Source organism: Streptomyces kaniharaensis, assembly GCF_009569385.1.
Classification (GTDB): domain Bacteria; phylum Actinomycetota; class Actinomycetes; order Streptomycetales; family Streptomycetaceae; genus Kitasatospora; species Kitasatospora kaniharaensis.
Window position 1 is genome coordinate 1,323,375 of the sequence record NZ_WBOF01000001.1, and the last position, 22,187, is coordinate 1,345,561.

The following is a 22,187-nucleotide window of genomic DNA, read 5'->3' on the forward strand; positions in this document are numbered from 1 at the left end:
CGGCTCAGAAGCCGCCGGTCTGCTCGTCCCGACGGCGCTGCCAGCGCTGCTCCACCCGGTCCATCATCCCGGCCTTGCGGCGCGGCGCGGCGGCCGGCCGGGGGCCCGAGCCCTGGCCCGCGGGACCGCGGCGCCAGCCCGTCACGGCGAACACCGCGCAGCCGAGCATCACCAGGAACCCGACCACGCTGACCCAGATCTGGTCCGGGACGACCATGCCGCCCATCAGCAGGCCGACGCCGACCACGAAGCCGGCGACGGCCAGGTAGACCCGTCGGCGGGTGTAGGTGCGCAACCCGGTTCCCTCAAGCGCCGACGCGAATTTGGGATCTTCGGCATACAGCGCTCGCTCCATCTGGTCGAGCAGTCGCTGCTCGTGCTCCGAGAGCGGCACGGAGTCCTCCTACTCGTCGGTCGCGGGTGCGACCGGTCCGCCGCCCCGGTCGGGGAGGCAAGTCCAAATCAGCCTTCGAAACACGCGGTCGGACGCCTGTGCGGGGGACCCGGCCCGTGTCGTCCATATGCCCCATGCGTCCGGCGGTCATGCTTTCCGGCTTTACCCAGATCATACGGTCCGTGGGCCCGTTACGGGGTGGTCTGCGGCGCGTGGGACGGGCCACTTCGACCGGGCCCGGCCGCACTCCGATCAACGCGGCGAGACCCGTACAAGTGCCCGATCCGGTGGAATCGGGCAGGACCTGGGGAGCTTCGGCGATCACGGCGGGGCGGCCGGGCGGCGGCGGACGACGAACCGCCGCCGGACGGCGTGCGAACCGCACGGCGCGGGTCCTGCGGATCGGGGCTCCCGGGCGGCTCAGGCCAGGGTGGCGAGCAGGTGCAGCTGGGTGGCGACGGCGTGGAAGGCGGGCTGGGCGGCGGCGGCCTCCTCCAGCTTCAGCAGCGCGTCCAGCGCGCCCGGCTCGGTGTCCACCAGGACGCCGGGCACCAGGTCGGAGAAGATCCGGACACCGTGCACCGACTCCACCCGCAGACCGGCGCCTGCGGCGAGCCGGCTCAGCTCCTCGCCGGTGAAGCGGCGCGGCATCGGGTCCTGCTCGCCCCAGCGGCCGTCGGCGGCCGACAGCACGGCGCGCGCCTCGGTGAAGTGGCCGGCCAGCGCGCGGGCCAGCACGGCGCCGTTGCGGTTGGCGGCCAGCAGGCTGACCACGCCGCCCGTGCGCAGCGTGCCGGCCAGGCTGCCGAGCGCCTCGGCCGGGTCGTCGACGACCTCCAGCACGCCGTGGCAGAGCACCGCGTCCACCGTGCCGGGGGCGATCACCTCGGGCAGCGTCTGGGTGTCGCCCTGGACGGCGCGGACCAGGTCGGTGACGCCGGCCTCGGCGGCCCGCCGCTCCAGCGCGAACAGCGCGTCCGGGCTCGGGTCGACGACGGTGACCCGGTGGCCGAGCCTGGCCACCGGTACGGCGAAGTTGCCGGTGCCGCCGCCGGTGTCGACCACATCGAGCACGGGCTGTTCCAGCTCGGCGGCCCGCTTCTCCAGGGCCGCCCGCACCACCTCCCACACCACGGCGGTACGCAGGGCGCTGCGGGGACGCGTCGGGTACAAGGCGGGACTCCTCGGCACGTGCAGACGGATCGGGATGCCTCCACCTTAGACCGGGCGGGTGGGGCCGCCCGTCACCCCGTGCGGGAAGGGTCGTCGTCCAGGGGCAGCCGTGGGGCGGGCGGTGACGGGTGGAGGCCGAGCAGCCGCTCGACCAGGCGGAGGAAGAGTGCGGAGTTGCGGATCAGGTCGTCGGCGTCGCGGGCCGTGGCGGCGCCCCGGATCCCGGCCTCGGCGGCGGCCCGGCGGCGGGCGCCGGCGCCGTAGTAGACGGCCCATTCGGCCAGTTCGGGCGCGACCTCGGGCAGCACCTCCCAGGCGCTGCGGATCGCCTGGCGCCGGCGCGGGTTCTTCTCCGGCCGCCCGCGCACCGCGAGGACGGCCGCGACGGTGCGCAGTGCGGCCAGGTGGGCGGTGGCGTACCGCTCCAGCGGATCCTCCAGGGCGCGGGCCCGGGCGAGGGTGCGGTGGGCGTCGGCGAGCAGGTCGAGGGCGGCCGGCGGCGCGGCGGTGCGGCGCAGCACGGGATGGACGTCCCCGGCGCCGGGGCGTCCGCCCGGGGAGTGCGGCAGGGCGGCGGAGTGGAGGCGGGCGGTGACGGGCTCAGGGTGGCTGATGGTCATGGTCTCCCCCGTTCCGAGGCAGCGCGCGGACCGGGTGGTCCGTGCTCCTCCATCGTGAACGGGACCACTGACAATCCGGCCGGGGTCGGGCGCCGGTGAACCGCCGCCCCCACAGGCGGCGGTTCCACGCTCCCCCCCGGCGGACCGGCTCCCCCCAGCCCGCACCGCCGCCCCGTGCCGGCGGTGCGCGGCGACGGACCGGCACCGGTGGCGGACCTTGCGCCGCCGCCCGCCGGCTCCCCAGGGCCGGCCGGGCGGACGGGTCCGCCGTCCCGGGAGCGGGCGCCCGACGCGCCCGCCGTCCCGGGTGCCACCACTCTGCCGTCTGCGCAGGTCGGAGGGCATCCGTGCAATTACTCAATCGTGGATCTGAGTATCCGTACTCAGTCCGCCGATCCCCGACGTCCCCGGCGGCCCCGATGTCCACCGATCCGGTCGGCGCCGGAACCGGCGAGGCGGCCCGCCGCGTCCCGCTACGGTACGGCGAGGCCGGGCGGCCCCGCCGGGCTTTTCGAGGAGGGGACCCGATGACGATCGTGCCGCTGATCTTCACCAGCGGACTGGCCAGTGGCATCAACGCGTACGCGGTGGTGCTGTTGCTCGGCTTGCTGGGGCGGTTCGGGGGCGCCGAGTCGGTGCCGCCCGCGCTGGAGCGCACCGACGTGCTGATCGCGGCCGCCGTGCTGTTCGTGCTGGAGGCGGTGGCCGACAAGATCCCGTACGTGGACAGCGTCTGGGACGTCGTCCACACCGTGATCCGGCCGATCGCGGGCGCCACCGTGGGCGCGCTGATCGCGAGCGCCGACCCGGGTTCGCTCGGCGAGGTCGCGGCGGGTGCGGTGGGCGGCACGACGGCGCTGGTGAGCCACCTGGTGAAGGCGTCGCTGCGGATGGCGGTCAACACCTCGCCCGAGCCGGCGAGCAACATCGCGGTGAGCCTGGCCGAGGACCTGTCGGTGGCCGGCCTGGTCACCCTGGCGATCTTCCACCCCTGGCTGGCCGCCTCGATCGCCGCCGTGCTGCTGGCGGTCGGACTGCTGCTGGTCTGGTTCGCGATCAACCGTATCCGGGCCTTCCGGGCCCGCCGCCGGGAGCGCAAGGCCGCCCGCGCCGCCCGGGTGGCGGGCCCGGAAGGTGTGTACGCCGGACAGCCCTAGGATCGTGTGCCATGGCACGGATCGTCATCATCGGCGCAGGAATGAGCGGGCTCGCGGCAGCCTCCCGGCTGGCGACCCTCGGACACCGGGTGACGGTCTGCGAGGCGGGCGGCACGTACGGGGGCATGGTCGGCCGGTACGAGCGCGACGGTTTCGCCTTCGACACCGGCCCCGGCCTGCTCACCCTCCCGGCCGTCTACCGCGACCTCGCGCTGAAGACCGGCAAGGAGCCGCTGGAGCAGTTGGTCGACCTGGCCCCGGTGGACCCGGAGAGCCGGCACCTGTTCCCGGACGGCACCGACCTCGCCCTGCCCAACGCCTCGCGCGGCGGTGTGGGTCAGGCCCTGGACGCGGCCTTCGGCACCGGCTCGGGCGCCCTGTGGAACGCGGTGGTGAACCGCGGCCGGACGGTCTGGGAGGCCACCCGCCGCCCGCTGCTGGAGGAGCCGCTCCCGGCCGACCCCCGGCCGCTGCACGCCGACCCGTACCCCGTCCCGCCCCGGCGCGGCCTCGCCCGGTTGCGGCCGGCCGGCCGCTGGACGCTCGCCGACGTCGCCGCCCGCGAACTCGGCGGCCACCCCGGGCTGACGGCCCTGCTGCACGAGCACGCGCTGCGGTTCGGGTTCGACCCGCGCACCGCCCCGGCCGGGGCCACCGTGCTGCCGTACATGGAGCAGTCCTTCGGAGTCTGGTACGTCAGGGGCGGCCTGCGCGCGCTGGCGGACGCGGTATACCGGCGCTGCGAGCAGCGCCGGGTGGAGTTCCGCTTCGACACCCGCTTCGAGCAGGTCGTCGAGAGGGACGGCCGGGCCTGCGGGATCGACACCTCGGCGGGCTCGATCGAGGCGGACGTGGTGATCTCCGCGGTGGGCGCCCCGGCGCAGGACCGCACCGACCCGGTCCCCGGCCGGGTCGTCGTCCTGCTCGCGCTGCGCGGCGAGCGCCCCGCGGGCACCGTGCACCGCACGGTCGTCCACGCGGCGGACCCGGCCGCCGAACTGGCCGGGATCTTCACTTGGGGCGCCCCGCTCGCCGACCGCCCGACCGTCCAGGTGCTGCGGCCGGACGACCCGTCGCTGCACCCCGCGGGCCACGAGACGGCCGTGCTGACCGCCACCGCCCCGGCCGGGGGCGTCGACTGGACGGAGCCCGGGGCCGCCGACCGGTTCGCGGACCGGATGATCGCCCACGCGGACGCGGCCGGACTCGGCCTCGCCGACCGTGCGCTGTGGCGGGTGGTCCGCACCCCGGCGGACACCGAGCGGGAGAGCGGCTCCCCGTTCGGCGCCGTCCCGCGCCCCGCCCTGGCCGGCGACCGCGGCGCCTACCTCCAGGCCCCGACCGAGCAGGCCCCCGGCCACTACCGGATCGGCGGCGCCGCCCACCCCGGCGGCGGGCTCGCCCGCGTCGGCATGTCGGCCTGCATCGCGGCCAACCTGATCGGTCCGGCGTAGCGGGGCGTCAGCCCTGGTGCCAGGTGCTCTGCTGCTGGTAGCCGTAGCCGTGCTCGTAGCTCGGCTGCTGCGGGATGCCCTGCTGGTGCATCTGGTGCTGGTCGGGCTGCTGCTGCCACTGCTGGTGCTGGGCGTTCGGGTCCCAGGCGGCGGTCTGCTGCTGCTGGTAGCCCGCGTACTGGTCCTGCTGCTGGTAGCCGCCGTACGGGTCGGGCTGCTGCTGGTAGGCGCCGTAGCCCTGGTCGTACGCGAAGGCGGGCTGCTGCTGTGCCTGCCACTGCTGCTGGTCGTAGGACGTCTGCTGCTGCACGGGGTCGTAGCCGGCCTGGTAGGCCTCGACGTACGGGTCCTGCGGCTGCTGCTGCTCGTAGTAGCCGGGCATGTAGACGCCGTCGGCGGCCATCTCCTGCATCTCGAAGGCGGCGGTCTGCTCGACCTCCGCGACGGCCTCGGCGGCCAGGGCGGGCTCCGGGGGCGCTTCGACGGCGCTGACCTCGCCGACCCGTGTGTCGGCCGCCTCGACCGCGGTCGCCGCCGCCGCACCGCCGGTGAGCGCACCGAGCAGCGGCACCTTGGCGAGCGGGCCGGGCAGGCTGTCGTCGGCCTTGCGCAGCGACCAGCCGGCCGTGTAGCCGCGCTTGACCGAGAGGGTGACGAGGGTCTGGCCGACCGCGAACATGGCCGCGCCGGCGCCGATCACCGGGACGGACCGCAGGCCCATCCCGCCGGCCACGCCGAGGAACCCGACCAGCGCGAGGGCGCGCCAGTGCAGCGGGGCCCGGTTCTGCAGCAGCAGCTCGGCCACCAGCCAGAGCGCCACCACCGCCAACGCGGCGTACAGCAGCAGGTATCCGATGCCCATCCGCCCGCTACCTCCAGTCGCGTGCCCGCGCGCGCCGCGCGTGTGCGGCGACTGTACCCGCTCAACGGCCGGGGCACCGCATCGCGTTCCCGCCGCCCCGGACCCGGCCGCACACGACCGAACCCGCCACCGCCGGGACGGTGACGGGCTCGTGAACCCGCGCCCGGGAGGCCCTCAGCGCCGGTGCAGACCGAGGTTCTGGTAGATCTCCAGCGTCGCCGTCGAGTGGTTGAGCGTGATGAAGTGCAGGCCCGGCGCGCCCTCGGCGAGGAGGCGTTCGGCCATCGCGGTGGCGTGTTCCATGCCGACCGCGCGCAGCGCCGCCGGGTCGTCGATCGCCGCCCGCAGGCGGGCCTCCAGGTCGGCGGGGAAGGCCGAGCCGCTGAGCTGCGGGAAGCGCTCCAGCTGCTTGGCGTTGGTGACCGGCATGATCTCCGGGATGATCGGCGCCTCGCAGCCGGCGGCGGTCACCCGGTCGCGCAGCCGCAGGTAGTCGTCGACCTCGAAGAACATCTGGGTGATCGCGTAGTCGGCGCCCGCGCGGATCTTGCCGACGAAATGCCGGATGTCGTCGTCCCAGTTGGTCGAGCGCGGGTGCATGTTCGGCGAGGCCGCGACGCCGACGCAGAAGTCGCCGATGCCCTTGATCAGCTCCACCAGCTCGTAGGCGTAGGTGACGCCGTCGGGGTGCTTGATCCAGTCGGCCATCGGGTCGCCGGGCGGGTCGCCGCGGACGGCGAGGACGTTGCGGACGCCCTGGTCGGCGTACTGGCCGATGATGTTGCGCAGTTCGGCGATCGAGTGGTCGACGGCGGTCAGGTGGGCGACCGGGGTCAGGGTGGTCTCGGTGGCGATCCGACCGACCATGTTGACGGTGCGCTCGCGCGAGGAGCCGCCGGCTCCGTACGTCATGCAGACGAAGTTCGGGTCGAGCGGTTCGAGCCGCCGGATGGCGTCCCAGAGCTTCTGCTCGCCGACCTCGCTGCGCGGGGGCATGAACTCGAAGGAGAAGGACCGCTTTCCGGCCGCCAGCAGCTCGCGGACCGTCAACGCGCGGTCCGATCTGGTCGACGCGATACCGAGTGCCATGCTGGCAGGCTATCCGTCGACCCGGGGGCCCGGACACCTTGGTTCCACGGATTGAGACAAACGGTGGACGACATTCCACTACCTGCCGGCAGCCCGTCCGCCCTGCTCGCACGGCTGTTCCCCGGCCGCCCCGCTACGCTTGCTGCACCCCAAGCGAACCGCGGAGCCTCATCGTGACCTCGTCCAGCAACCGGCCGGCCAACCCCATTGACGTGGAGGAGGTCCGCGCGCGCGTGAACGCCGCCCTCGTCGCGTTCATGGACGGCCAGTCCGCGCTGCTCGGCAAGATCTCGCCCCAGCTGGTGCCCGCCTCCGACGCCCTGCGCGACTTCCTGCTGGACGGCGGCAAGCGGCTGCGCCCGGCCTTCTGCTACTGGGGCTGGCGCGGCGCCGGCGGCGCGGCCGAGAGCGAGGGGATCGCCAACGCGGCGGCGGCCCTGGAGCTGCTGCAGGCGAGCGCGCTCGTCCACGACGACCTGATGGACCGCAGCGACACCCGCCGCGGCCTGCCCTCGATCCACCGCCGCTTCGAAGCGCTGCACCGTGAGCGCGGCTGGCGCGGCGACCGCGAGCAGTACGGCGCCTCGGCGGCGGTGCTGCTCGGCGACCTGCTGCTGATCTGGTGCGACGAGCTGTTCCTGCGCTCCGGCCTGGAGCCGGCCGCCGTCCTGGCCGCCAAGCCGGTGTTCGACCTGATGCGCACCGAGGTCATGGTCGGCCAGTACCTGGACGTGCTGGAGCCGGTGGCCGGCGACTCGACGGACGAGGGCGCGCTGGACCGGGCGCAGACGGTGCTGCACTACAAGTCGGCGAAGTACACGATCGAGCGCCCGCTCCAGGTCGGCGCGCTGCTGGCCGGCGCCCCGCCGGAGCTGGTCGAGGCGTACGGGGCGTTCGGGCTGCCGCTGGGCGAGGCGTTCCAGCTGCGGGACGACCTGCTCGGCGTCTTCGGCGACCCGGCGGTCACCGGCAAGCCGGCCGGCGACGATCTGCGCGAGGGCAAGCGCACCCTGCTGGTCGCGCACGCGATGCGCGGGCTGTCGGCCGCCGACGCGCGCCACCTCGACGAACGGCTCGGCGCGCCGGACCTGGCGCCCGAGGAGGTCGCCGGGCTGCGCGAGCTGGTCGCCCGCAGCGGGGCGCCGGAGCTGGTGGAGCGCCGGATCGACGAGCTGATGCGCCAGGCGCTGGACGCTCTGGCGGCGGCGCCGCTGGTGGACGAGCGGGCCCGCGCGGTGCTGCTGGCACTGGCCGAGGCCGCCACCGTCCGCAAGTACTGAGCACGTGCGTCAGCACTGAGCTCGTACGGGGAACGGTGACGGCCCCGGTGGGGGTCAGGCCGAGCGCAGCCGCCGGGACAGCTCGGCGGCTGCCGCCCGCGGGTCGTCGGCGGCGGTGATGGCCCGCACCACGACGATCCGGCGGGCTCCGGCCGCCAGCACCTCGTCGACGTTGCCGAGGTCGATGCCGCCGATGGCGAACCACGGCCGGTCGGTGGGCTGCTCGGCCGCGTACGAGACCAGGCCGAGGCCCGGCGCCGGGCGGCCCGGCTTGGTCGGGGTCGGCCAGACCGGGCCGGTGCAGAAGTAGTCCACGCCCGGCTCGGCGATCGCCGCGTCCACCTCGGACTCGGCGTGGCAGGACCGGCCGATCAGCACGTCGTCGCCGAGGATCGCCCGGGCGGCCGGCACCGGCAGGTCGTCCTGCCCGAGGTGCAGCACGTCCGGCCGGGCCGCGTGGGCGACGTCGGCGCGGTCGTTGACCGCCAGCAGCTTGCCGTGGCGGCGGCAGGCGTCCGCGAAGACCTCCAGGGCCGCCAGCTCCTGCTTCGCCTCCAGGCCCTTGTCCCGCAGCTGGACGATGTCCACCCCGCCGGCCAGCGCCTCGTCCAGGAACTCGGCCAGGTCGCCCTGCTCGCGACGGGCGTCGGTGCACAGGTAGAGCCTGGCGTCGGCCAGGCGCGCCCGCGGGCCGCTGGTCACAGGGCCATCGCCTGGGCGCGCCGCTTGACCTCGGTGGCCCGGTTCTCCCACAGCGCCTGCATCGGGGTGCCCGGCAGCGACGGGTCCTCGGTGAACAGCCACTCCAGGATCTCGTCGTCGCTGAACCCGCTGTCGCGCAGCACGGTCAGCAGGCCGACCAGGTGCTTGACCGGGCCGGTCTCGTCGATGAACGCGGCCGGGACCTGCAGCGACTTGTTCGGGCCGCGGCGGACGGCGATCAGGTCACCCTTCTTGACCATGTTGCGCACCTCGGTGACCAGCACACCCCACTGCTCAGAGATGTCGGGCAGGTACAGCCACTCGGGGACCAGGGCGTCAATCTTGGCTTCGATCTCACTCACGGCACCAGACTGCCACCTCCACGGCCCGGCGCGCACCAAGGGGCCGGGTCAGAGGGCGTCAGAGGGCGTCAGAGTGCCGCCGACTTCAGCGGCACGGCCGGATCCGCCGCCCGGGCCGGGTCCAGCGCGGTGCCGCGCTCGATCAGCCGCCGGCCCTGGGTGAGGTCACGCGGACGGTCGACGGCCAGCAGCGCGGTCGGCACGCCGTCGCGCAGCCACAGCACGGCCCAGGACGGGTCCTGCGGCGAGCCGCGCCACAGCAGCTCGTCGCCCTCGGCGTGCCGGCCCGCGTACTGCACCATCCGGCCGAACTGCTCCGACCAGAAGTACGGCACCGGGTCGTACGGCGCGTCCGCCCCGAGGACGGAGGCGGCCGCGGCCTCGCCGGACTGCAGCGCGTGGTCCCAGTGCTGGACGGCCAGCCGGGCACCGGAGCGGGCGGAGGGGTAGCTGATGCAGTCGCCGGCCGCGAGGACGCCCGGCAGGCTGGTGCGCAGGTGCTCGTCCACCAGCACGGCGCCCGTCGCGTCCAGCTCGACGCCGGAGCCGGCCAGCCAGTCGGTCGCGGGCCGGGCGCCGATGCCGACCACCACGAGATCCGCCGGCAGGTGCGCGCCGTCCGCCAGCAGCACCGACCCGGACTCGACGGCGGCGACGCCGACCCCGCAGCGCAGGTCCACACCCGCCTCGGCGTACCAGGCCGCCATCGCCGTGCCGACCTCGGTCGGCAGCGCGCCGGGGACGGGCGCCGGGCCCGCCTCGACGACGGTCACCTCGCAGCCGGCCGCGCGGGCGGCGGTGGACACCTCGGCGCCGATCCAGCCGGCGCCGACCAGCACCAGGCGGAGGCCGGGCCGGAGCAGCGCCCGCAGCGCCAGCGCGTCGTCCAGGGTGTGCAGCAGGTGCGCACGCTCGGCTCCGGGCAGGGCGCGCGGGGCGGCGCCGGTGGCGATCACCAGCGCGCCGAACGGCAGGTCGCCGCCGTCGGTGTGCAGCACGCCCGGGGTGAGGCCGGTGGCCCGGCGGCCGGTGAGCAGCTCGACGCCCAGGTGCGGGAAGTCGATGTCCAGGGTGGTCGCGTCGGCCTTGCCGAGCAGGACGTCCTTGGAGAGCGGCGGCCGGTCGTACGGCGCGTGCGGCTCCTCGCCGACCAGGACGATCCGCCCCTGCCACCCGCCGCGCCGCAGCCCCAGGGCGCACTGCGCGCCCGCCAGCCCGGCTCCGACGACGACCACCTGATCCGTTCCGCTCAGCTCTGCCACGCCGTCACTGTACTCAGCGCCGTCCGCGGCCCGACCGGCCCGTCCGCCCCTCGTACGCGTCTTCGGCCGGTCCGGGCCCCGGAGTTAAGGTGGGGGCACCATCACGGGAGCCCGGCGTACCGGGCTGAGAGGCGGGCTGACACGGCCTGCGACCGTCCGAACCTGATCCGGGTCATACCGGCGAAGGGAGAAGAGGAGCTTTGACACGCTTGGCACGGGGCGCGCAAGCCGACGTGCTGGTGATCGGCGGGGGCGTCATCGGCCTCGCCGTCGCCTGGCGGGCGGCGCAGCGCGGTCTGAGGAAAGTCGTCGTGGTCGATCCGTCCCCCGGCGGCGGGGCCGCCCACGTCGCGGCCGGGATGCTCGCCCCGGTCACCGAGCTGCAGTACGGCGAGGAACCGCTGCTGCGCCTGGGCATGGCGTCGAACGAGCGGTACGCGTCCTTCGTCGCCGAACTCACCGAGGCGAGCGGCGGCGAGGACACCGGCTACCGGCGGTGCGGCACCCTCGCCGTCGCGCTGGACTCGGACGACCGCGAGGAGCTGCGCGAGCTGCACGCCTTCCACCAACGGCTGGGCCTCGACTCGACCTGGCTGACCGGCCGGGAGGCCCGCAGGCTGGAGCCGATGCTCGCCCCCGGCGTCCGCGGCGGCCTGCACGTGGCCGACGATCACCAGGTGGACGGCCGCCGGCTGCTGAAGGCACTGATCTTCGCCTGCGAGCGTGCGAACGTCGTGATCCACCGCGCCGAGGCCGTCGAGCTGCTGGTCGAGGACCGCCGCGCGGTCGGCGCCCGGCTCTCGACCCTGGAGACCGTCACCGCCGACCAGATCGTCCTCGCCGCCGGCCCGTACAGCCACCGGCTCCCCGGTCTGCCGGAGGGCGTGCTGCCGGCGATCCGTCCGGTGAAGGGACAGATCCTACGGCTGCGGATCCCGGAGGCGTACCGGCCGTTCCTTTCCCGCAACGTCCGCGCGGTGGTGCGCGGGCAGCACCTGTACCTGGTGCCCCGGGAGAACGGCGAGCTGGTCATCGGCGCGACCACCGAGGAGCAGGGTTACGACACCACCGTCACCGCCGGCGGGGTGTACGAACTGCTGCGGGACGCCCACGAGTTGGTACCGGGGATCACCGAACTGCCGCTGGTGGAGACCTCGGCCGGGCTGCGGCCGGGCTCGCCGGACAACGCGCCGCTGCTCGGGCCGACCGAACTCCCCGGTCTGGTCGCCGCGACCGGCCACTACCGCAACGGCGTGCTGCTCACCCCGGTGACCGCCGACCTGGTCGCCGAGTACCTGGCGACCGGTGAAGTACCCGATCTCGCAAGGCCGTTCACGCCCGCCCGGTTCTCCCCCGCCCGCCCCACCACGAAGGCCCACGCATGACCGACATCGCCCTGACCGTCAACGGCGAGCCCCGGCTGGTGCCCGCCACGACCACCCTCGCCGAGGTGGTGGCCACCCTGAGCGCCGCCAACTCCGGCGTCGCCGCCGCGCTCAACGAGGCCGTGGTGCCGCGTAGTTCGTGGTCGCAGACCCCGCTGTCGGCGGGCGACCGGATCGAGATCCTCACCGCCGTGCAGGGAGGCTGAGCATGGCCGACGACCGTTTCCCCGACGACAAGGACGGCCTCACCATCGCCGGGACGACCTTCGGCTCCCGGCTGATCATGGGCACCGGCGGCGCGCCGAGCCTGGAGATCCTGGAGCAGGCGCTGCTGGCCTCCGGCACCGAGCTCACCACCGTCGCGATGCGCCGGGTCCACGCCACCACCCAGGGCTCGGTGCTCGACGTGCTGACCCGCAACGGGATCCGCGTGCTGCCCAACACGGCCGGCTGCTTCACCGCCGGGGAGGCCGTGCTGACCGCCCGGCTGGCCCGCGAGGCGCTCGGCACCGACTGGGTGAAGCTGGAGGTCATCGCCGACGAGCGGACCCTCCTGCCGGACCCGATCGAACTGCTGGACGCCGCCGAGACCCTGGTCGACGACGGCTTCACGGTGCTCCCGTACACCAACGACGACCCAGTGCTGGCCCGCAGGCTGGAGGACGTCGGCTGTGCGGCGATCATGCCGCTGGGCTCGCCGATCGGCTCCGGCCTGGGCATCCGCAACCCGCACAACTTCCAGCTGATCGTGGAGAGCGCGAACGTCCCGGTGATCCTGGACGCGGGCGCCGGCACCGCCTCCGACGTCGCGCTGGCGATGGAGCTGGGCTGCTCGGCGGTGATGCTCGCCTCCGCGGTGACCAGGGCTCAGGACCCGGTGCTGATGGCCGAGGCGATGCGGCACGCGACCGAGGCCGGCCGCCTCGCGTACCGGGCCGGCCGGATCCCGCGCCGCTTCCACGCCGAGGCCTCGTCCGCGATGGCCGGCCGCGCCGACCTGGACACCCGGGAGCACCCGGCCTTCTAGGGGCATGACGCGTCACAAGCCGGGCACAGATGGCCCCGGAGGCAATGCCCTCCGGGGTCTTCCGGTCCACACCTCACTAGACTCGCCCGGTGGACGTCACTCCTCCCCCTCGCAAGCGAGAGGGCTCCTCACTCGGATCCGAAGACCCTCATGACGGCCAAGCCCTGACCGCTGCCCGTGGACAGGTCACCGACAGTATCCAAGTGGTGCACACATTGTCAGATCCTCTGATCGGTACCCTGCTCGACGGCCGGTACCGGGTCGACCAGCGCATCGCGACCGGTGGGATGTCCACGGTCTACCGGGGCACCGACACCCGCCTCGACCGCGTGCTCGCGCTCAAGGTGATGCACCCCGACCTCGCCGGGGACGAGGGCTTCACCGCCCGGTTCATCCGCGAGGCCAAGGCGGTCGCCCGGCTCACCCACCCGAACGTGGTCAACGTCTTCGACCAGGGCGCCGACGGCGGGAACGTTTTCCTCGCCATGGAGTACGTGCCCGGCCGCACCCTGCGCGAGCTGCTGCGCGACCGCGGTGCGCTGTCGATCCGGGCCGCCCTGGACGTCCTGGAGCCGGTCCTCGCCGCGCTCGGCGCCGCGCACCGGGCCGGGCTGGTCCACCGGGACGTCAAGCCGGAGAACGTGCTGATCACCGACGGCGGCCTGGTGAAGGTCGCCGACTTTCGGCCTGGTCCGGGTGCTGGGCACCGCCGACGGCCAGCCCACCTCGACGTCCACCGCGACCGGCGGCACCGTCATGGGCACCGTCTCCTACCTGGCGCCCGAGCAGATCCTCCCGGACGCCCCCACCGACCAGCGCGTCGACGTCTACGCGGCCGGCATCCTGCTGTACGAGATGCTCACCGGCCGGCGCCCGCACACCGGCGACAACCCCGTCCAGGTCATGTACAAGCACCTGCACGAGGACGTCCCCGCGCCGTCGCTCGCCGTCCCGTCCGTGACCCCGGCGCTGGACGCGATAGTGGCCGGCGCCTGCGCCCGCACCCCGGACGCCCGCCCGTACGACGCGGTCGAGCTCCTGGCCGCCCTCCAGCGGGTCCGCCGCGCACTCACCCCGGAGGAGCTGGACGCGGAGCCGCCGGCCTCCACGCGGACGAGCCCCCGCTACCCGACCAGCGAGCCGACCTCGGTGATCCAGCCGCTCCCCCAGCCGGCCGCGCCGCCGGCCGAGCGCACCAGCGTGCTGGACGTCCCGCCGGAGCTGATGGACCAGCTGCTGGTCGAGCCCCGCCCGTACAACGAGCCCACCCCGGTGCGCCCGAACCGCCCGAGCCGGCTGCGCCGGATCCCCCGCAAGCCGCTGATCTGGGCGTCCGCGCTGACCGCCCTGGTGCTGGTGATCGGCGGCGCCTCGTACGGGTTGTCCGAGGCGCTGTACGCCCCGGTGCCCGGCGTGCTCGGCAAGGACCGGTCCGAGGCGCAGCGGATCCTGGACAAGGAGGGCATGCACGGCCGGTTCGTCGAGGCGTTCAGCGAGAGCGTGCCGTCCGGCCAGGTGATCTCCACCGACCCCGGGGTGGGCACCAAGGCCCGTAAGAGCGACACCGTGACGGTGACCGTCTCCAAGGGCCCGAAGCGGATCGCCGTGCCGGACGTCGCGGGCAAGCCCTCCGACCAGGCCGCCGCCGCGCTGACCGGCGTGCAGCTGGCCAAGGGCTCGGTGACCGAGACGTTCAACGACACCGTTCCGGAGGGCGCGGTGATCAGCAGCTCGCCGGCCGCCGGCCAGCAGGTGCCGGAGAACACCCCGGTCTCGCTGGTGGTCAGCAAGGGCATGGTGCCGGTCCCGGACGTCACCGGGATGACCAAGGACGCCGCGGAGAAGGCGCTGGCGGCGGCCGGGTTCACGATGCAGACGAGCGGGGTGAACCTGTTCGGCAGCGGCAGGGCGACCGGCCAGTCCCCCGCGGCCGGCGAGCGCCGCCCGCAGCGCACCGTGGTGACGGTCAGCTTCCCCTGGTTCTGAGGGGTCCCGAGAAGGTCCTGAGGGTTTCTGAGGGGACCGCCGGCAGGGTCAGCGCAGCGGGCCGTCGCCCGGCTCCTCCTGGTAGGAGTAGCGCTGCTCGCGCCACGGGTCCGCGAGGTTGTGGTAGCCGCGCTCCTCCCAGAAGCCGCGGCGGTCGGCCCGCATGTACTCGACCGCGCGCACCCACTTAGGGCCCTTCCAGGCGTAAAGCTGCGGGACGATCAGCCGCACCGGGAAGCCGTGTTCGACGGTCAGCGGCTCGCCGTTGCGGTGGGTGGCGAAGATCGTGCGCGGGTCGGCGAAGTCGGCCAGCCGGAGGTTGGCGCTGTAGCCGTACTCGGCCCAGACCATGACGTGGGTGACGCCGGGCGCCGGGGGCACCAGGTCGAGGACGGCGGCGGCCGGCACGCCAGTCCACTCGTTGCCGAGCATCGAGAACTTCGTGACGCAGTGCAGGTCCGCGCGCACGGTGGTGCGGGGCAGGGCGTTGAAGGCGGCGAAGTCCCAGCTGTGCTTCTCCGCCGAGGCGGTCGCGCCGAACACCTGGAGTTCCCAGGTCAGCGGCTTGAAGCGGGGGACGGGCCCGTAGTGCAGCGCGGGCCAGCCTCGCTGGGCGCGCTGCCCCGGGGGGAGCCTCGGGTCAGACGGCGGAAGCGGTTCTTGTTCGGACTGACCCATGGCTCCATGGTGACAGACGGCGGTCAGGCCCCGGCGCGCGCCCCTTCGCACGAACGCACGCCCGCCCGTACGGGCCAACCGGCACCCCGTATCCACTCGAATCGGATATTCCGCCACAAGCCCCGGTGAGTGTGGACTTACTGGAATTTCTTCCCATCGCGGTGCCAGGATGCCGAACGTAGGACTCACCGCAGGACCAGGACTCACAGCAGGACAGAGCGCAGGGAGGCAGCGCCATGCAGGGCGATCCAGAGGTCATCGAGTTCCTCAACGAACAGCTCACCGCCGAGCTGACCGCGATCAACCAGTACTTCCTCCACGCCAAGATGCAGGAGAACTTCGGCTGGACGAAGCTCGCCGCGTACACCCGGCACGAGTCCTTCGACGAGATGAAGCACGCCGAGGTGCTCACCGACCGGATCCTCTTCCTGGACGGGCTGCCCAACTACCAGCGGCTGTTCCACGTCCGGATCGGGCAGTCGGTCAAGGAGATGTTCGAGGCGGACCGCCAGATCGAGGTCGAGGCGATCGACCGGCTCAAGCGCGGGATCGTGGTGATGCGCGCCAAGAACGACGTCACCTCGGCGAACATCTTCGAGGACATCCTCGCCGACGAGGAGCACCACATCGACTACCTCGACACCCAGCTGGAGCTCCTGGAGAAGCTCGGCGAGGCGCTCTACCTCGCCCAGCTGATCGAGCAGCCGGAGTCCTGAGCCCCCGCGCGGGCGGTCAGGCCGCGCGCAGCGGGACGAACGGGGCAGGGCTCGCCGGGGCGGCCGGGACCGACGGGGCCGGGGCGGGGTCCTCCGGGTCCGCCAGGCCGAGCTTGGCGGCCAGCCGGGCGGTCGGGCAGGGCCGGGCGCCGTGCTCGCCGAGCAGCGCCTGGATCCGGCGGACGCAGGACCCGCAGTCGGTGCCGGCCCTGCAGCCCTTGGCGATCTGCCGCGGGGTGTTGGCACCCGCGTCGATCGCCTTCTTCACCTGGTCCTCGGTGACCGCATGACACATGCACACGTACATCGCGGTCTCTCCCGGGGTGGTGCGGCCGCCGCCTGGCGGAACGATCTTGACTAAGGCTTGCCTTAGTTCACTGAGCCTCACCTTACCTGGCGATCCGGGGATGACAAAGCCCCTCCGGGCTCGGGGATCCCGAATCCGGAGGGGCTTTCGTCACATCTGGCGGTCACGTCCGGCGCCGCATCGACGCAGGTCGGGCTCTACTGGCCGCGGTACATCTCCGCCACCAGGAACGCCAGGTCCAGCGACTGGCTGCGGTTGAGGCGCGGGTCGCAGGCGGTCTCGTAGCGCTGGTGCAGGTCGTCGACCAGCACCTCGTCGCCGCCGCCGACGCACTCGGTGACGTCGTCGCCGGTCAGCTCCACGTGGATGCCGCCCGGGTGGGTGCCGAGGGCGCGGTGCACCTCGAAGAAGCCCTTGACCTCGTCGAGCACGTCGTCGAAGCGGCGGGTCTTGTGGCCGCTGGAGGCCTCGAAGGTGTTGCCGTGCATCGGGTCGCAGATCCACACCGGCTGGGCGCCGGAGGCGGTGACCTTCTCCACCAGGGCCGGCAGGTGGTCGCGGATCTTGCCCGCGCCCATCCGGGTGATGAAGGTGAGGCGGCCGGGCTCGCGGTCCGGGTCCAGCCGCTCGATCAGGGTCAGCGCCTCGTCGACCGTGGTGGTCGGGCCGAGCTTGACCCCGATCGGGTTGCGGATCCGGGAGGCGAACTCGATGTGCGCGTGGTCCAGCTGCCGGGTGCGCTCACCGATCCACACCATGTGGCCGGAGACGTCGTACAGCTCCCCGGTGCGCGAGTCCACGCGGGTCAGCGCGGTCTCGTAGTCGAGGACCAGCGCCTCGTGCGAGGAGTAGAACTCGACGGTCCGGAACTCCTCCGGGGCCACGCCACAGGCGTTCATGAACGCCAGGGCGTTGTCGATCTCCCGGGCGAGCTGCTCGTAGCGCTGGCCGGCCGGCGAGTTGCGGACGAAGTCCTGGTTCCAGGCGTGCACCTGGCGCAGGTCCGCGTACCCACCGGTGGTGAAGGCGCGCACCAGGTTCAGCGTCGCGGCGGACGCGTTGTACATCCGCTTCAGGCGCTCCGGGTCCGGGATGCGGGACTCGGGGGTGAAGTCGAAGCCGTTCACCGAGTCGCCGCGGTAGACCGGCAGCGTCACGCCGTCGCGGGTCTCGGTCGACTTGGAACGCGGCTTCGAGTACTGGCCGGCGATCCGGCCCACCTTCACGACCGGCACCGAGGCCGCGTACGTCAGTACGGCGGCCATCTGGAGCAGGGTCTTCAGCTTGTTGCGGATGTGCTCCGCCGAGACGCCGTCGAAGGCCTCGGCACAGTCACCGCCCTGGAGGAGGAACGCCTCCCCACGCGCCACGGCAGCGAGCCGGGCGCGCAGCTGATCGCACTCGCCGGCGAAGACGAGCGGCGGATAGGAGGCAAGCTCGGCAAGGGTCTTGCGCAGAGCCTCTTGGTCCGGCCATTCAGGCTGCTGCGCCGCGGGCAGGGACTGCCAGGAGTGGAGATTCGTCACGGTCACACGGCCAAGGCTACGGGGTGGCACCGGCGATTCGTGACCAATGCTCGATGGGTGAGACACATCTCGGACAAAGGAGTGATCGGCCTCGCCCGCTCCGATACGCTCGCCCCATGCACGCGCCCCACACCCGGTCCTGGTGGTGGGCCTCCCCCAAGGGTGGCCCACCGATCGCGCGTTCCTAGACGAACACGACGGCCGCCCCTCGGGGCGGCCGTCGGCGTAGAAGCGGACGGCCCTCCCGGAGCGGAACCAGCACCACCCCCGCCCAGTCCACCCGGAAGGAAGCCGCCCCGTGACCACCCCTGCCGACCTGCTCGCCCGCCTCACCGGCCCCGACGCCCCCGCCTTCGCGCTGCTGCACCGCCGCACCCCCCGGCTCGCCCCGGACACCGTCGAGGTGCTGCTCGGCACCGTCGACGACTACGAGCACCTCGCCGACCTGCCGGTCCGCTCCGGCGTCCCCGCCGGCGGCCCCGTCCACGACCTGCTCGCGCTCGTGCCGTACCGGCAGATCCGCGAGCGCGGCTTCGAGGCGCACGACGACGGCACCCCGCTGCGGGCCCTCGCGGTGACCGAGCAGTACGCCCTGCCGCTGGCCGAATTCGCCGCCGCACTACCGCAGTTGCCGGTCTCGCTGTCCGGCAGCGGATTCGACGTCGACGACCGGCGGTACGCCGACATCGTCCGCCGGGTGATCGAGGACGAGATCGGCAACGGCGAGGGCGCCAACTTCGTGATCCGGCGCGACTTCAGCGCCACCCTGGACGCCCCCGGCGGAGCCGGCGGCGGACACTGTTCGCCCGAGCTCGCCCTCACCCTCTTCCGGCGGCTGCTCGACCAGGAGCGCGGCGCGTACTGGACGTTCCTGGTGCACACCGGGGACCGCGTGCTGGTCGGCGCCTCCCCCGAGGTGCACGTGCGGCAGAGCGGCGGCACCGTCGTCATGAACCCGATCTCCGGCACCTACCGCTATCCGGCGGGCGGCTCCGACATCGACTCGCTGCTCCAGTTCCTGCACGACCCCAAGGAGTCGGAAGAGCTCACGATGGTCGTCGACGAAGAGCTGAAGATGATGTGCACCGTCGGCGACCTCGGCGGCCAGGTGCTCGGCCCCCGGCTCAAGGAGATGGCCCACCTCGCCCACACCGAGTACGAACTGCGCGGGCGGACCTCGCTCGACGTCCGCGAGGTGCTCCGCGAGACGATGTTCGCCGCGACCGTCACCGGCAGCCCGGTCCAGAACGCCACCCGTGTCATCAAGCGGTACGAGCCCGGCGGGCGCGGCTACTACTCCGGCGCGCTCGCCCTGATCGGCCGCTCCGCCAGCGGGGGGCAGCTGCTCGACTCCCCCATCTGCATCCGCACCGCCGACATCGACCCGGCCACCGGCCGCCTCGTCGTCCGGGTCGGCGCCACCCTCGTCCGCCACTCCGACCCGGACTCCGAGGTCGCCGAGACCCACGCCAAGGCCGCCGGGGTGCTCGCCGCGATCGGCGCCCGGACCGCGCCCACCCGGCTGCCCGGCGGGAGCGGCCCCCGGCTCGCCGACGACCACCGGGTCCAGGCCGCGCTCGACGCCCGGCGGACCGGACTCGCGCCGTTCTGGCTGCGGATGCAGGCGCCGGCCGCGGTCACCGAGCCCGCGCCGACCCTGGTGGTCGACGGCGAGGACACCTTCACCGCGATGCTCGCCCACCTGCTCGGCTCGCTCGGCCACCAGGTCTCCGTCGTCCGCTACGACGAGCCCGGCCTGCGCGCGCTGGTCACCGCGCACGACGGGCCGCTGGTGCTCGGGCCCGGGCCGGGCGACCCGGCGCTCGCCGACGACCCCAAGATGGCCGTCCTCCGACCGATCGTCGCGGACGCGCTGGCCGCCGCCCGCTCCGGCACCCGCACGGCGCCGCTGCTCGCGGTCTGCCTCAGCCACCAGCTGCTCGCCGCCGAACTCGGGCTCGCGCTCGGGCGCAAGGCCGTCCCGTACCAGGGCGCACAGGAGACCGTCGACCTGTTCGGCACCAAGCACACGGTCGGCTTCTACAACACGTTCACCGCGCGCTGCTCGGACGCCGACGCCGCCCGGCTCGCCGCCGAGGGCGTCGAGGTCGCCCGGGACGCCCTCACCGGCGACGTGCACGCCCTGCGCGGCCCCGGCTTCGCCGGCCTCCAGTTCCACCCCGAGTCGGTGCTGACCCGCGAGGGCGTCGACATCGTGGCCGGGCTGCTGCGCGAGGCGACGGCCGTCCGCCGCTGAGGACGGGCGAGGCGGGCCCGGGCGGTGTGCCCGCCCGGGCCCGTCAGATCTCGTCGTCCAGCCCCTGCTCGATCGCGTACCGCACCAGCTCCACGCGGTTGTGCAGCTGCAGCTTGCCCAGGGTGTTCTGCACGTGGTTCTGCACCGTCCGGTGCGACAGCACCAGGCGGTCGGCGATCTGGCGGTAGGACAGGCCCTTCGCCACCAGGCGCAGCACCTCCGTCTCGCGGGCCGTCAGCTGGGGGACGGCCGGCGCGGAGGCCGGGGCCGGTTCGGCGGCCAGGCGGCGGAACTCGCCCAGCACCAGGCCGGCCAGGCCCGGCGTGAAGACGGCGTCGCCGACGGCCGTGCGCCGCACCGCGTCCAGCAGCTCCTCCCGCCCGGCCGACTTGACCAGGTAGCCGGTCGCGCCGGACTTCACCGCCTCCAGCACGTCCTGGTGCTCGCCGCTCGCAGACAGCACGAGCACCCGCGCCGACGGGTCGTGTGCGACGACCTGGCGGCACACCTCGGCGCCGGGCAGGCCGGGCAGGTTGAGATCGAGGACGACCACCTGCGGCGAGCAGGCGCGGGCCCGGCGGACGGCCTCCTCGCCGTCGCCTGCCGTGGCCACCACGTCCAGCCCGGCCTCGGCGAGGTCGCGCGAGACGGCGTCGCGCCACATCGGGTGGTCGTCCACGACCATCACCCGTACCGGCCGTTCGGCCGCCGGGTCAGTCGTCGGCTGGTCGGTCATCAGAGCCCTTCCTGGGGACGCGGAGTTCGACCTCGACGCCCTGCCCGGGCGCCGAGTACAGCTCGGCGGTGCCGCCGAGGTCCAGCAGCCGGCCTCGGATCGACTGGGAGACGCCCAGCCGCCCCGCCTGCTCCGCCTCGCCGAGCCGGCCGGGGGCGAAGCCGGGGCCGTCGTCGCGGATGCTGACCGTGACGGCCTCCGGCTCGTCCTCGACCAGGATCCAGGCACGGGCCCGCTCCCCGGCGTGCTTGCGGACGTTGTCGACGGCGGCGCCGACGGCGGCGGCCAGTTCGGCGGCGGCGTGCGCGGGCAGCACGACCGGTGTGCCGGGGGCGGAGAGGGTGATCCGGTCGTCCGCGTACGGGCGCAGCAGCGCGGTGAGGTCGGGCGGCTCCTCGACGGCCTGCGGCGCTCGCTGGGCCGGGAGCGGGCCGCCGGTCATCAACGCCCGCAGCGCGCGCTCCTGTTCGCCGGCGAGGCGGCCGAGTTCGGCGAAGTCGGCGCCGCCACCGGTGTGTTCGGCGTGCTCGGCGCCGCGGCGCTGGACGAGGGCGAGCACCTGGAGGACGCCATCGTGGATGTCCCGGGAGAGCCGTTCGCGCTCCCGGGTGGCGGCCTCGACCTGGAGGGCCCGGGTGAGCGTGGCCTCGCTGGCGCGGGCGAGTTCGATGACGTAGCCGATGGCGCAGCCGGCCACCATCAGCAGCACGATGTTGTGGATGTTGTCGGCGGTGGGGCCGCCGTGGCCGAGGATGTTGGCCACGCCGATGACCGAGCCGGCGGCCGCCGCCCAGCGCCAGCCGCCCTTGCCGGCGAAGCCGAGCACCGTGCCGGCGGCCCAGATGGTCGGCAGGGTGGCCGCGCCGTGGTTGATCCGGACCGGGTCGTCGGTCAGTCCGCTCATCACGATGCCTGTGACGGCGAGGGTGAGGTCGGTGCCGAGCACGAACCAGGTGCAGCGCTGCGGGCCGGCGAAGGCGCGGGTGCTGGCGAGGGTCCAGAGGGTGAGCGCGCCGAGGTAGATCCAGCCGGCGACGGGGTGCAGGAAGTGCAGGTAGGAGTTGAAGAAGCGCAGCAGGGCGTAGCACAGGGCCAGCACCCGGAAGTAGGAGATGGCCCGCCAGAGCGGGAGTTCGACGGACATGCCGCCCGCCGCGACCGTGCCGCCGACCGCGCCGGTTCTGCCGCCGTCCGTCATCCGCCTGCCCCTCCCC

General features: G+C 73.9%; 21 protein-coding genes, 2 pseudogenes and 1 riboswitch. Of the genes and pseudogenes, 10 read left to right on the forward strand and 13 right to left on the reverse strand.

All coding sequences use genetic code 11. From position 1 onward, the window contains the following. Positions 1-4: 4 nt before the first annotated feature. The 3 genes from F7Q99_RS06030 to F7Q99_RS06040 form a co-directional block, all read right to left on the reverse strand. Positions 5-394 carry a DUF3040 domain-containing protein gene (locus tag F7Q99_RS06030; RefSeq protein ID WP_326846317.1) on the reverse strand — a complete coding sequence of 130 codons (390 nt, stop codon included), beginning with the start codon at positions 392-394 and terminating at the stop codon, positions 5-7. Between the two features lie 420 nt (positions 395-814). Beyond that, positions 815-1,567 (reverse strand): methyltransferase domain-containing protein, encoded by a 753-nt coding sequence (locus F7Q99_RS06035; protein ID WP_153460387.1) that lies wholly within the window; start codon positions 1,565-1,567, stop codon positions 815-817. A gap of 71 nt (positions 1,568-1,638) precedes the next feature. After that, the gene (locus tag F7Q99_RS06040; protein ID WP_407697841.1) at positions 1,639-2,181 is read right to left on the reverse strand and encodes an SAV_6107 family HEPN domain-containing protein; all 543 of its coding nucleotides are present in this window, start codon (positions 2,179-2,181) and stop codon (positions 1,639-1,641) included. Positions 2,182-2,714: 533 nt separating this feature from the next. On the opposite strand from F7Q99_RS06040, the gene F7Q99_RS06045 reads away from it, so the two are divergent. Continuing rightward, positions 2,715-3,344, forward strand: a complete 630-nt coding sequence (locus tag F7Q99_RS06045; RefSeq protein WP_153460388.1) for a DUF4126 domain-containing protein — start codon at positions 2,715-2,717, stop codon at positions 3,342-3,344. A gap of 11 nt (positions 3,345-3,355) precedes the next feature. Beyond that, entirely contained in the window at positions 3,356-4,798 is a 1,443-nt protein-coding gene (locus F7Q99_RS06050; protein WP_195910999.1) for a phytoene desaturase family protein, read from the forward strand. Positions 4,799-4,805: 7 nt separating this feature from the next. On the opposite strand, the gene F7Q99_RS06055 is transcribed toward F7Q99_RS06050, so the two are convergent. Beyond that, positions 4,806-5,660 carry a hypothetical protein gene (locus F7Q99_RS06055; protein WP_153460389.1) on the reverse strand — a complete coding sequence of 285 codons (855 nt, stop codon included), beginning with the start codon at positions 5,658-5,660 and terminating at the stop codon, positions 4,806-4,808. A gap of 174 nt (positions 5,661-5,834) precedes the next feature. Continuing rightward, positions 5,835-6,749, reverse strand: coding sequence for a methylenetetrahydrofolate reductase [NAD(P)H] (gene metF / locus F7Q99_RS06060; RefSeq protein WP_153460390.1), 915 nt, complete (start codon positions 6,747-6,749; stop codon positions 5,835-5,837). A gap of 173 nt (positions 6,750-6,922) precedes the next feature. Here metF and F7Q99_RS06065 point away from each other — a divergent pair, with 173 nt between their 5' ends. Next, entirely contained in the window at positions 6,923-8,029 is a 1,107-nt protein-coding gene (locus F7Q99_RS06065) for a polyprenyl synthetase family protein (RefSeq protein ID WP_326846318.1), read from the forward strand. Positions 8,030-8,083: 54 nt separating this feature from the next. Here the strand turns inward: F7Q99_RS06065 and thiE are convergent, their stop codons facing one another. From thiE to F7Q99_RS06080, 3 genes are all read right to left on the reverse strand, one after another. After that, entirely contained in the window at positions 8,084-8,731 is a 648-nt protein-coding gene (gene thiE / locus F7Q99_RS06070; protein ID WP_326846319.1) for a thiamine phosphate synthase, read from the reverse strand. Further along, positions 8,728-9,093, reverse strand: coding sequence for an Rv2175c family DNA-binding protein (locus F7Q99_RS06075; protein WP_326846320.1), 366 nt, complete (start codon positions 9,091-9,093; stop codon positions 8,728-8,730). The genes thiE and F7Q99_RS06075 overlap by 4 nt, the downstream gene beginning before the upstream one ends. A 68-nt stretch (positions 9,094-9,161) precedes the next feature. Beyond that, positions 9,162-10,355 (reverse strand): NAD(P)/FAD-dependent oxidoreductase, encoded by a 1,194-nt coding sequence (locus tag F7Q99_RS06080; protein ID WP_326846321.1) that lies wholly within the window; start codon positions 10,353-10,355, stop codon positions 9,162-9,164. A gap of 93 nt (positions 10,356-10,448) precedes the next feature. Next, positions 10,449-10,561, forward strand: a riboswitch (TPP riboswitch). A gap of 3 nt (positions 10,562-10,564) precedes the next feature. Between F7Q99_RS06080 and thiO the strand changes: the two genes are divergently transcribed. The 5 genes and pseudogenes from thiO to F7Q99_RS43595 form a co-directional block, all read left to right on the forward strand. Next, positions 10,565-11,740, forward strand: a complete 1,176-nt coding sequence (gene thiO, locus F7Q99_RS06085) for a glycine oxidase ThiO (protein ID WP_153460392.1) — start codon at positions 10,565-10,567, stop codon at positions 11,738-11,740. Continuing rightward, on the forward strand, positions 11,737-11,946 hold the full coding sequence (gene thiS, locus F7Q99_RS06090) for a sulfur carrier protein ThiS (protein ID WP_153460393.1): 210 nt from the start codon (positions 11,737-11,739) through the stop codon (positions 11,944-11,946). The genes thiO and thiS overlap by 4 nt, the downstream gene beginning before the upstream one ends. A 2-nt stretch (positions 11,947-11,948) precedes the next feature. Beyond that, complete coding sequence (locus F7Q99_RS06095) at positions 11,949-12,767, forward strand: thiazole synthase (RefSeq protein WP_153460394.1); 819 nt, start codon at positions 11,949-11,951, stop codon at positions 12,765-12,767. A gap of 203 nt (positions 12,768-12,970) precedes the next feature. Then, positions 12,971-14,297, forward strand: a pseudogene (locus tag F7Q99_RS43590) (protein kinase domain-containing protein); the annotation flags it as partial. An 84-nt stretch (positions 14,298-14,381) separates the two neighbouring features. Then, a pseudogene (locus F7Q99_RS43595) lies at positions 14,382-14,753 on the forward strand (PASTA domain-containing protein); the annotation flags it as partial. A 48-nt stretch (positions 14,754-14,801) separates the two neighbouring features. On the opposite strand, the gene F7Q99_RS06110 reads toward F7Q99_RS43595, so the two are convergent. Continuing rightward, positions 14,802-15,431, reverse strand: coding sequence for a sulfite oxidase-like oxidoreductase (locus F7Q99_RS06110; RefSeq protein ID WP_153460396.1), 630 nt, complete (start codon positions 15,429-15,431; stop codon positions 14,802-14,804). 236 nt (positions 15,432-15,667) lie between these two features. Between F7Q99_RS06110 and bfr the strand changes: the two genes are divergently transcribed. After that, positions 15,668-16,147, forward strand: a complete 480-nt coding sequence (bfr, locus tag F7Q99_RS06115; RefSeq protein ID WP_153460397.1) for a bacterioferritin — start codon at positions 15,668-15,670, stop codon at positions 16,145-16,147. Positions 16,148-16,163: 16 nt separating this feature from the next. Here the strand turns inward: bfr and F7Q99_RS06120 are convergent, their stop codons facing one another. Both F7Q99_RS06120 and F7Q99_RS06125 read right to left on the reverse strand, forming a co-directional pair. Beyond that, positions 16,164-16,442 (reverse strand): (2Fe-2S)-binding protein, encoded by a 279-nt coding sequence (locus F7Q99_RS06120; RefSeq protein ID WP_407697749.1) that lies wholly within the window; start codon positions 16,440-16,442, stop codon positions 16,164-16,166. A 209-nt stretch (positions 16,443-16,651) separates the two neighbouring features. Then, on the reverse strand, positions 16,652-17,986 hold the full coding sequence (locus tag F7Q99_RS06125; protein ID WP_326846322.1) for a class II 3-deoxy-7-phosphoheptulonate synthase: 1,335 nt from the start codon (positions 17,984-17,986) through the stop codon (positions 16,652-16,654). Between the two features lie 292 nt (positions 17,987-18,278). Here F7Q99_RS06125 and F7Q99_RS06130 point away from each other — a divergent pair, with 292 nt between their 5' ends. After that, positions 18,279-20,237 carry an anthranilate synthase family protein gene (locus F7Q99_RS06130; protein WP_326846323.1) on the forward strand — a complete coding sequence of 653 codons (1,959 nt, stop codon included), beginning with the start codon at positions 18,279-18,281 and terminating at the stop codon, positions 20,235-20,237. Positions 20,238-20,280: 43 nt separating this feature from the next. Here F7Q99_RS06130 and F7Q99_RS06135 read toward each other — a convergent pair whose 3' ends face one another. Together F7Q99_RS06135 and macS are read right to left on the reverse strand one after the other, a co-directional pair. Further along, the gene (locus F7Q99_RS06135; RefSeq protein ID WP_153460399.1) at positions 20,281-20,973 is read right to left on the reverse strand and encodes a response regulator; all 693 of its coding nucleotides are present in this window, start codon (positions 20,971-20,973) and stop codon (positions 20,281-20,283) included. Then, complete coding sequence (gene macS / locus F7Q99_RS06140; protein ID WP_230210163.1) at positions 20,951-22,171, reverse strand: MacS family sensor histidine kinase; 1,221 nt, start codon at positions 22,169-22,171, stop codon at positions 20,951-20,953. Before macS ends, F7Q99_RS06135 begins: the two co-directional genes overlap by 23 nt. Between the last annotated feature and the right edge of the window lie 16 nt (positions 22,172-22,187).

Bases quoted from the DNA above. Each gene is read 5' to 3' on its own strand.
- thiS (WP_153460393.1), top strand. From the start codon at position 11,737: ATGACCGACATCGCCCTGACCGTCAACGGCGAGCCCCGGCTGGTGCCC.
- F7Q99_RS06095 (WP_153460394.1), top strand. From the start codon at position 11,949: ATGGCCGACGACCGTTTCCCCGACGACAAGGACGGCCTCACCATCGCC.
- metF (WP_153460390.1), bottom strand. From the start codon at position 6,749: ATGGCACTCGGTATCGCGTCGACCAGATCGGACCGCGCGTTGACGGTC.
- F7Q99_RS06135 (WP_153460399.1), bottom strand. From the start codon at position 20,973: ATGACCGACCAGCCGACGACTGACCCGGCGGCCGAACGGCCGGTACGG.
- F7Q99_RS06120 (WP_407697749.1), bottom strand. From the start codon at position 16,442: ATGTGTCATGCGGTCACCGAGGACCAGGTGAAGAAGGCGATCGACGCG.
- macS (WP_230210163.1), bottom strand. From the start codon at position 22,171: ATGACGGACGGCGGCAGAACCGGCGCGGTCGGCGGCACGGTCGCGGCG.
- F7Q99_RS06050 (WP_195910999.1), top strand. From the start codon at position 3,356: ATGGCACGGATCGTCATCATCGGCGCAGGAATGAGCGGGCTCGCGGCA.
- F7Q99_RS06110 (WP_153460396.1), bottom strand. From the start codon at position 15,431: ATGGGTCAGTCCGAACAAGAACCGCTTCCGCCGTCTGACCCGAGGCTC.
- F7Q99_RS06055 (WP_153460389.1), bottom strand. From the start codon at position 5,660: ATGGGCATCGGATACCTGCTGCTGTACGCCGCGTTGGCGGTGGTGGCG.
- bfr (WP_153460397.1), top strand. From the start codon at position 15,668: ATGCAGGGCGATCCAGAGGTCATCGAGTTCCTCAACGAACAGCTCACC.
- F7Q99_RS06045 (WP_153460388.1), top strand. From the start codon at position 2,715: ATGACGATCGTGCCGCTGATCTTCACCAGCGGACTGGCCAGTGGCATC.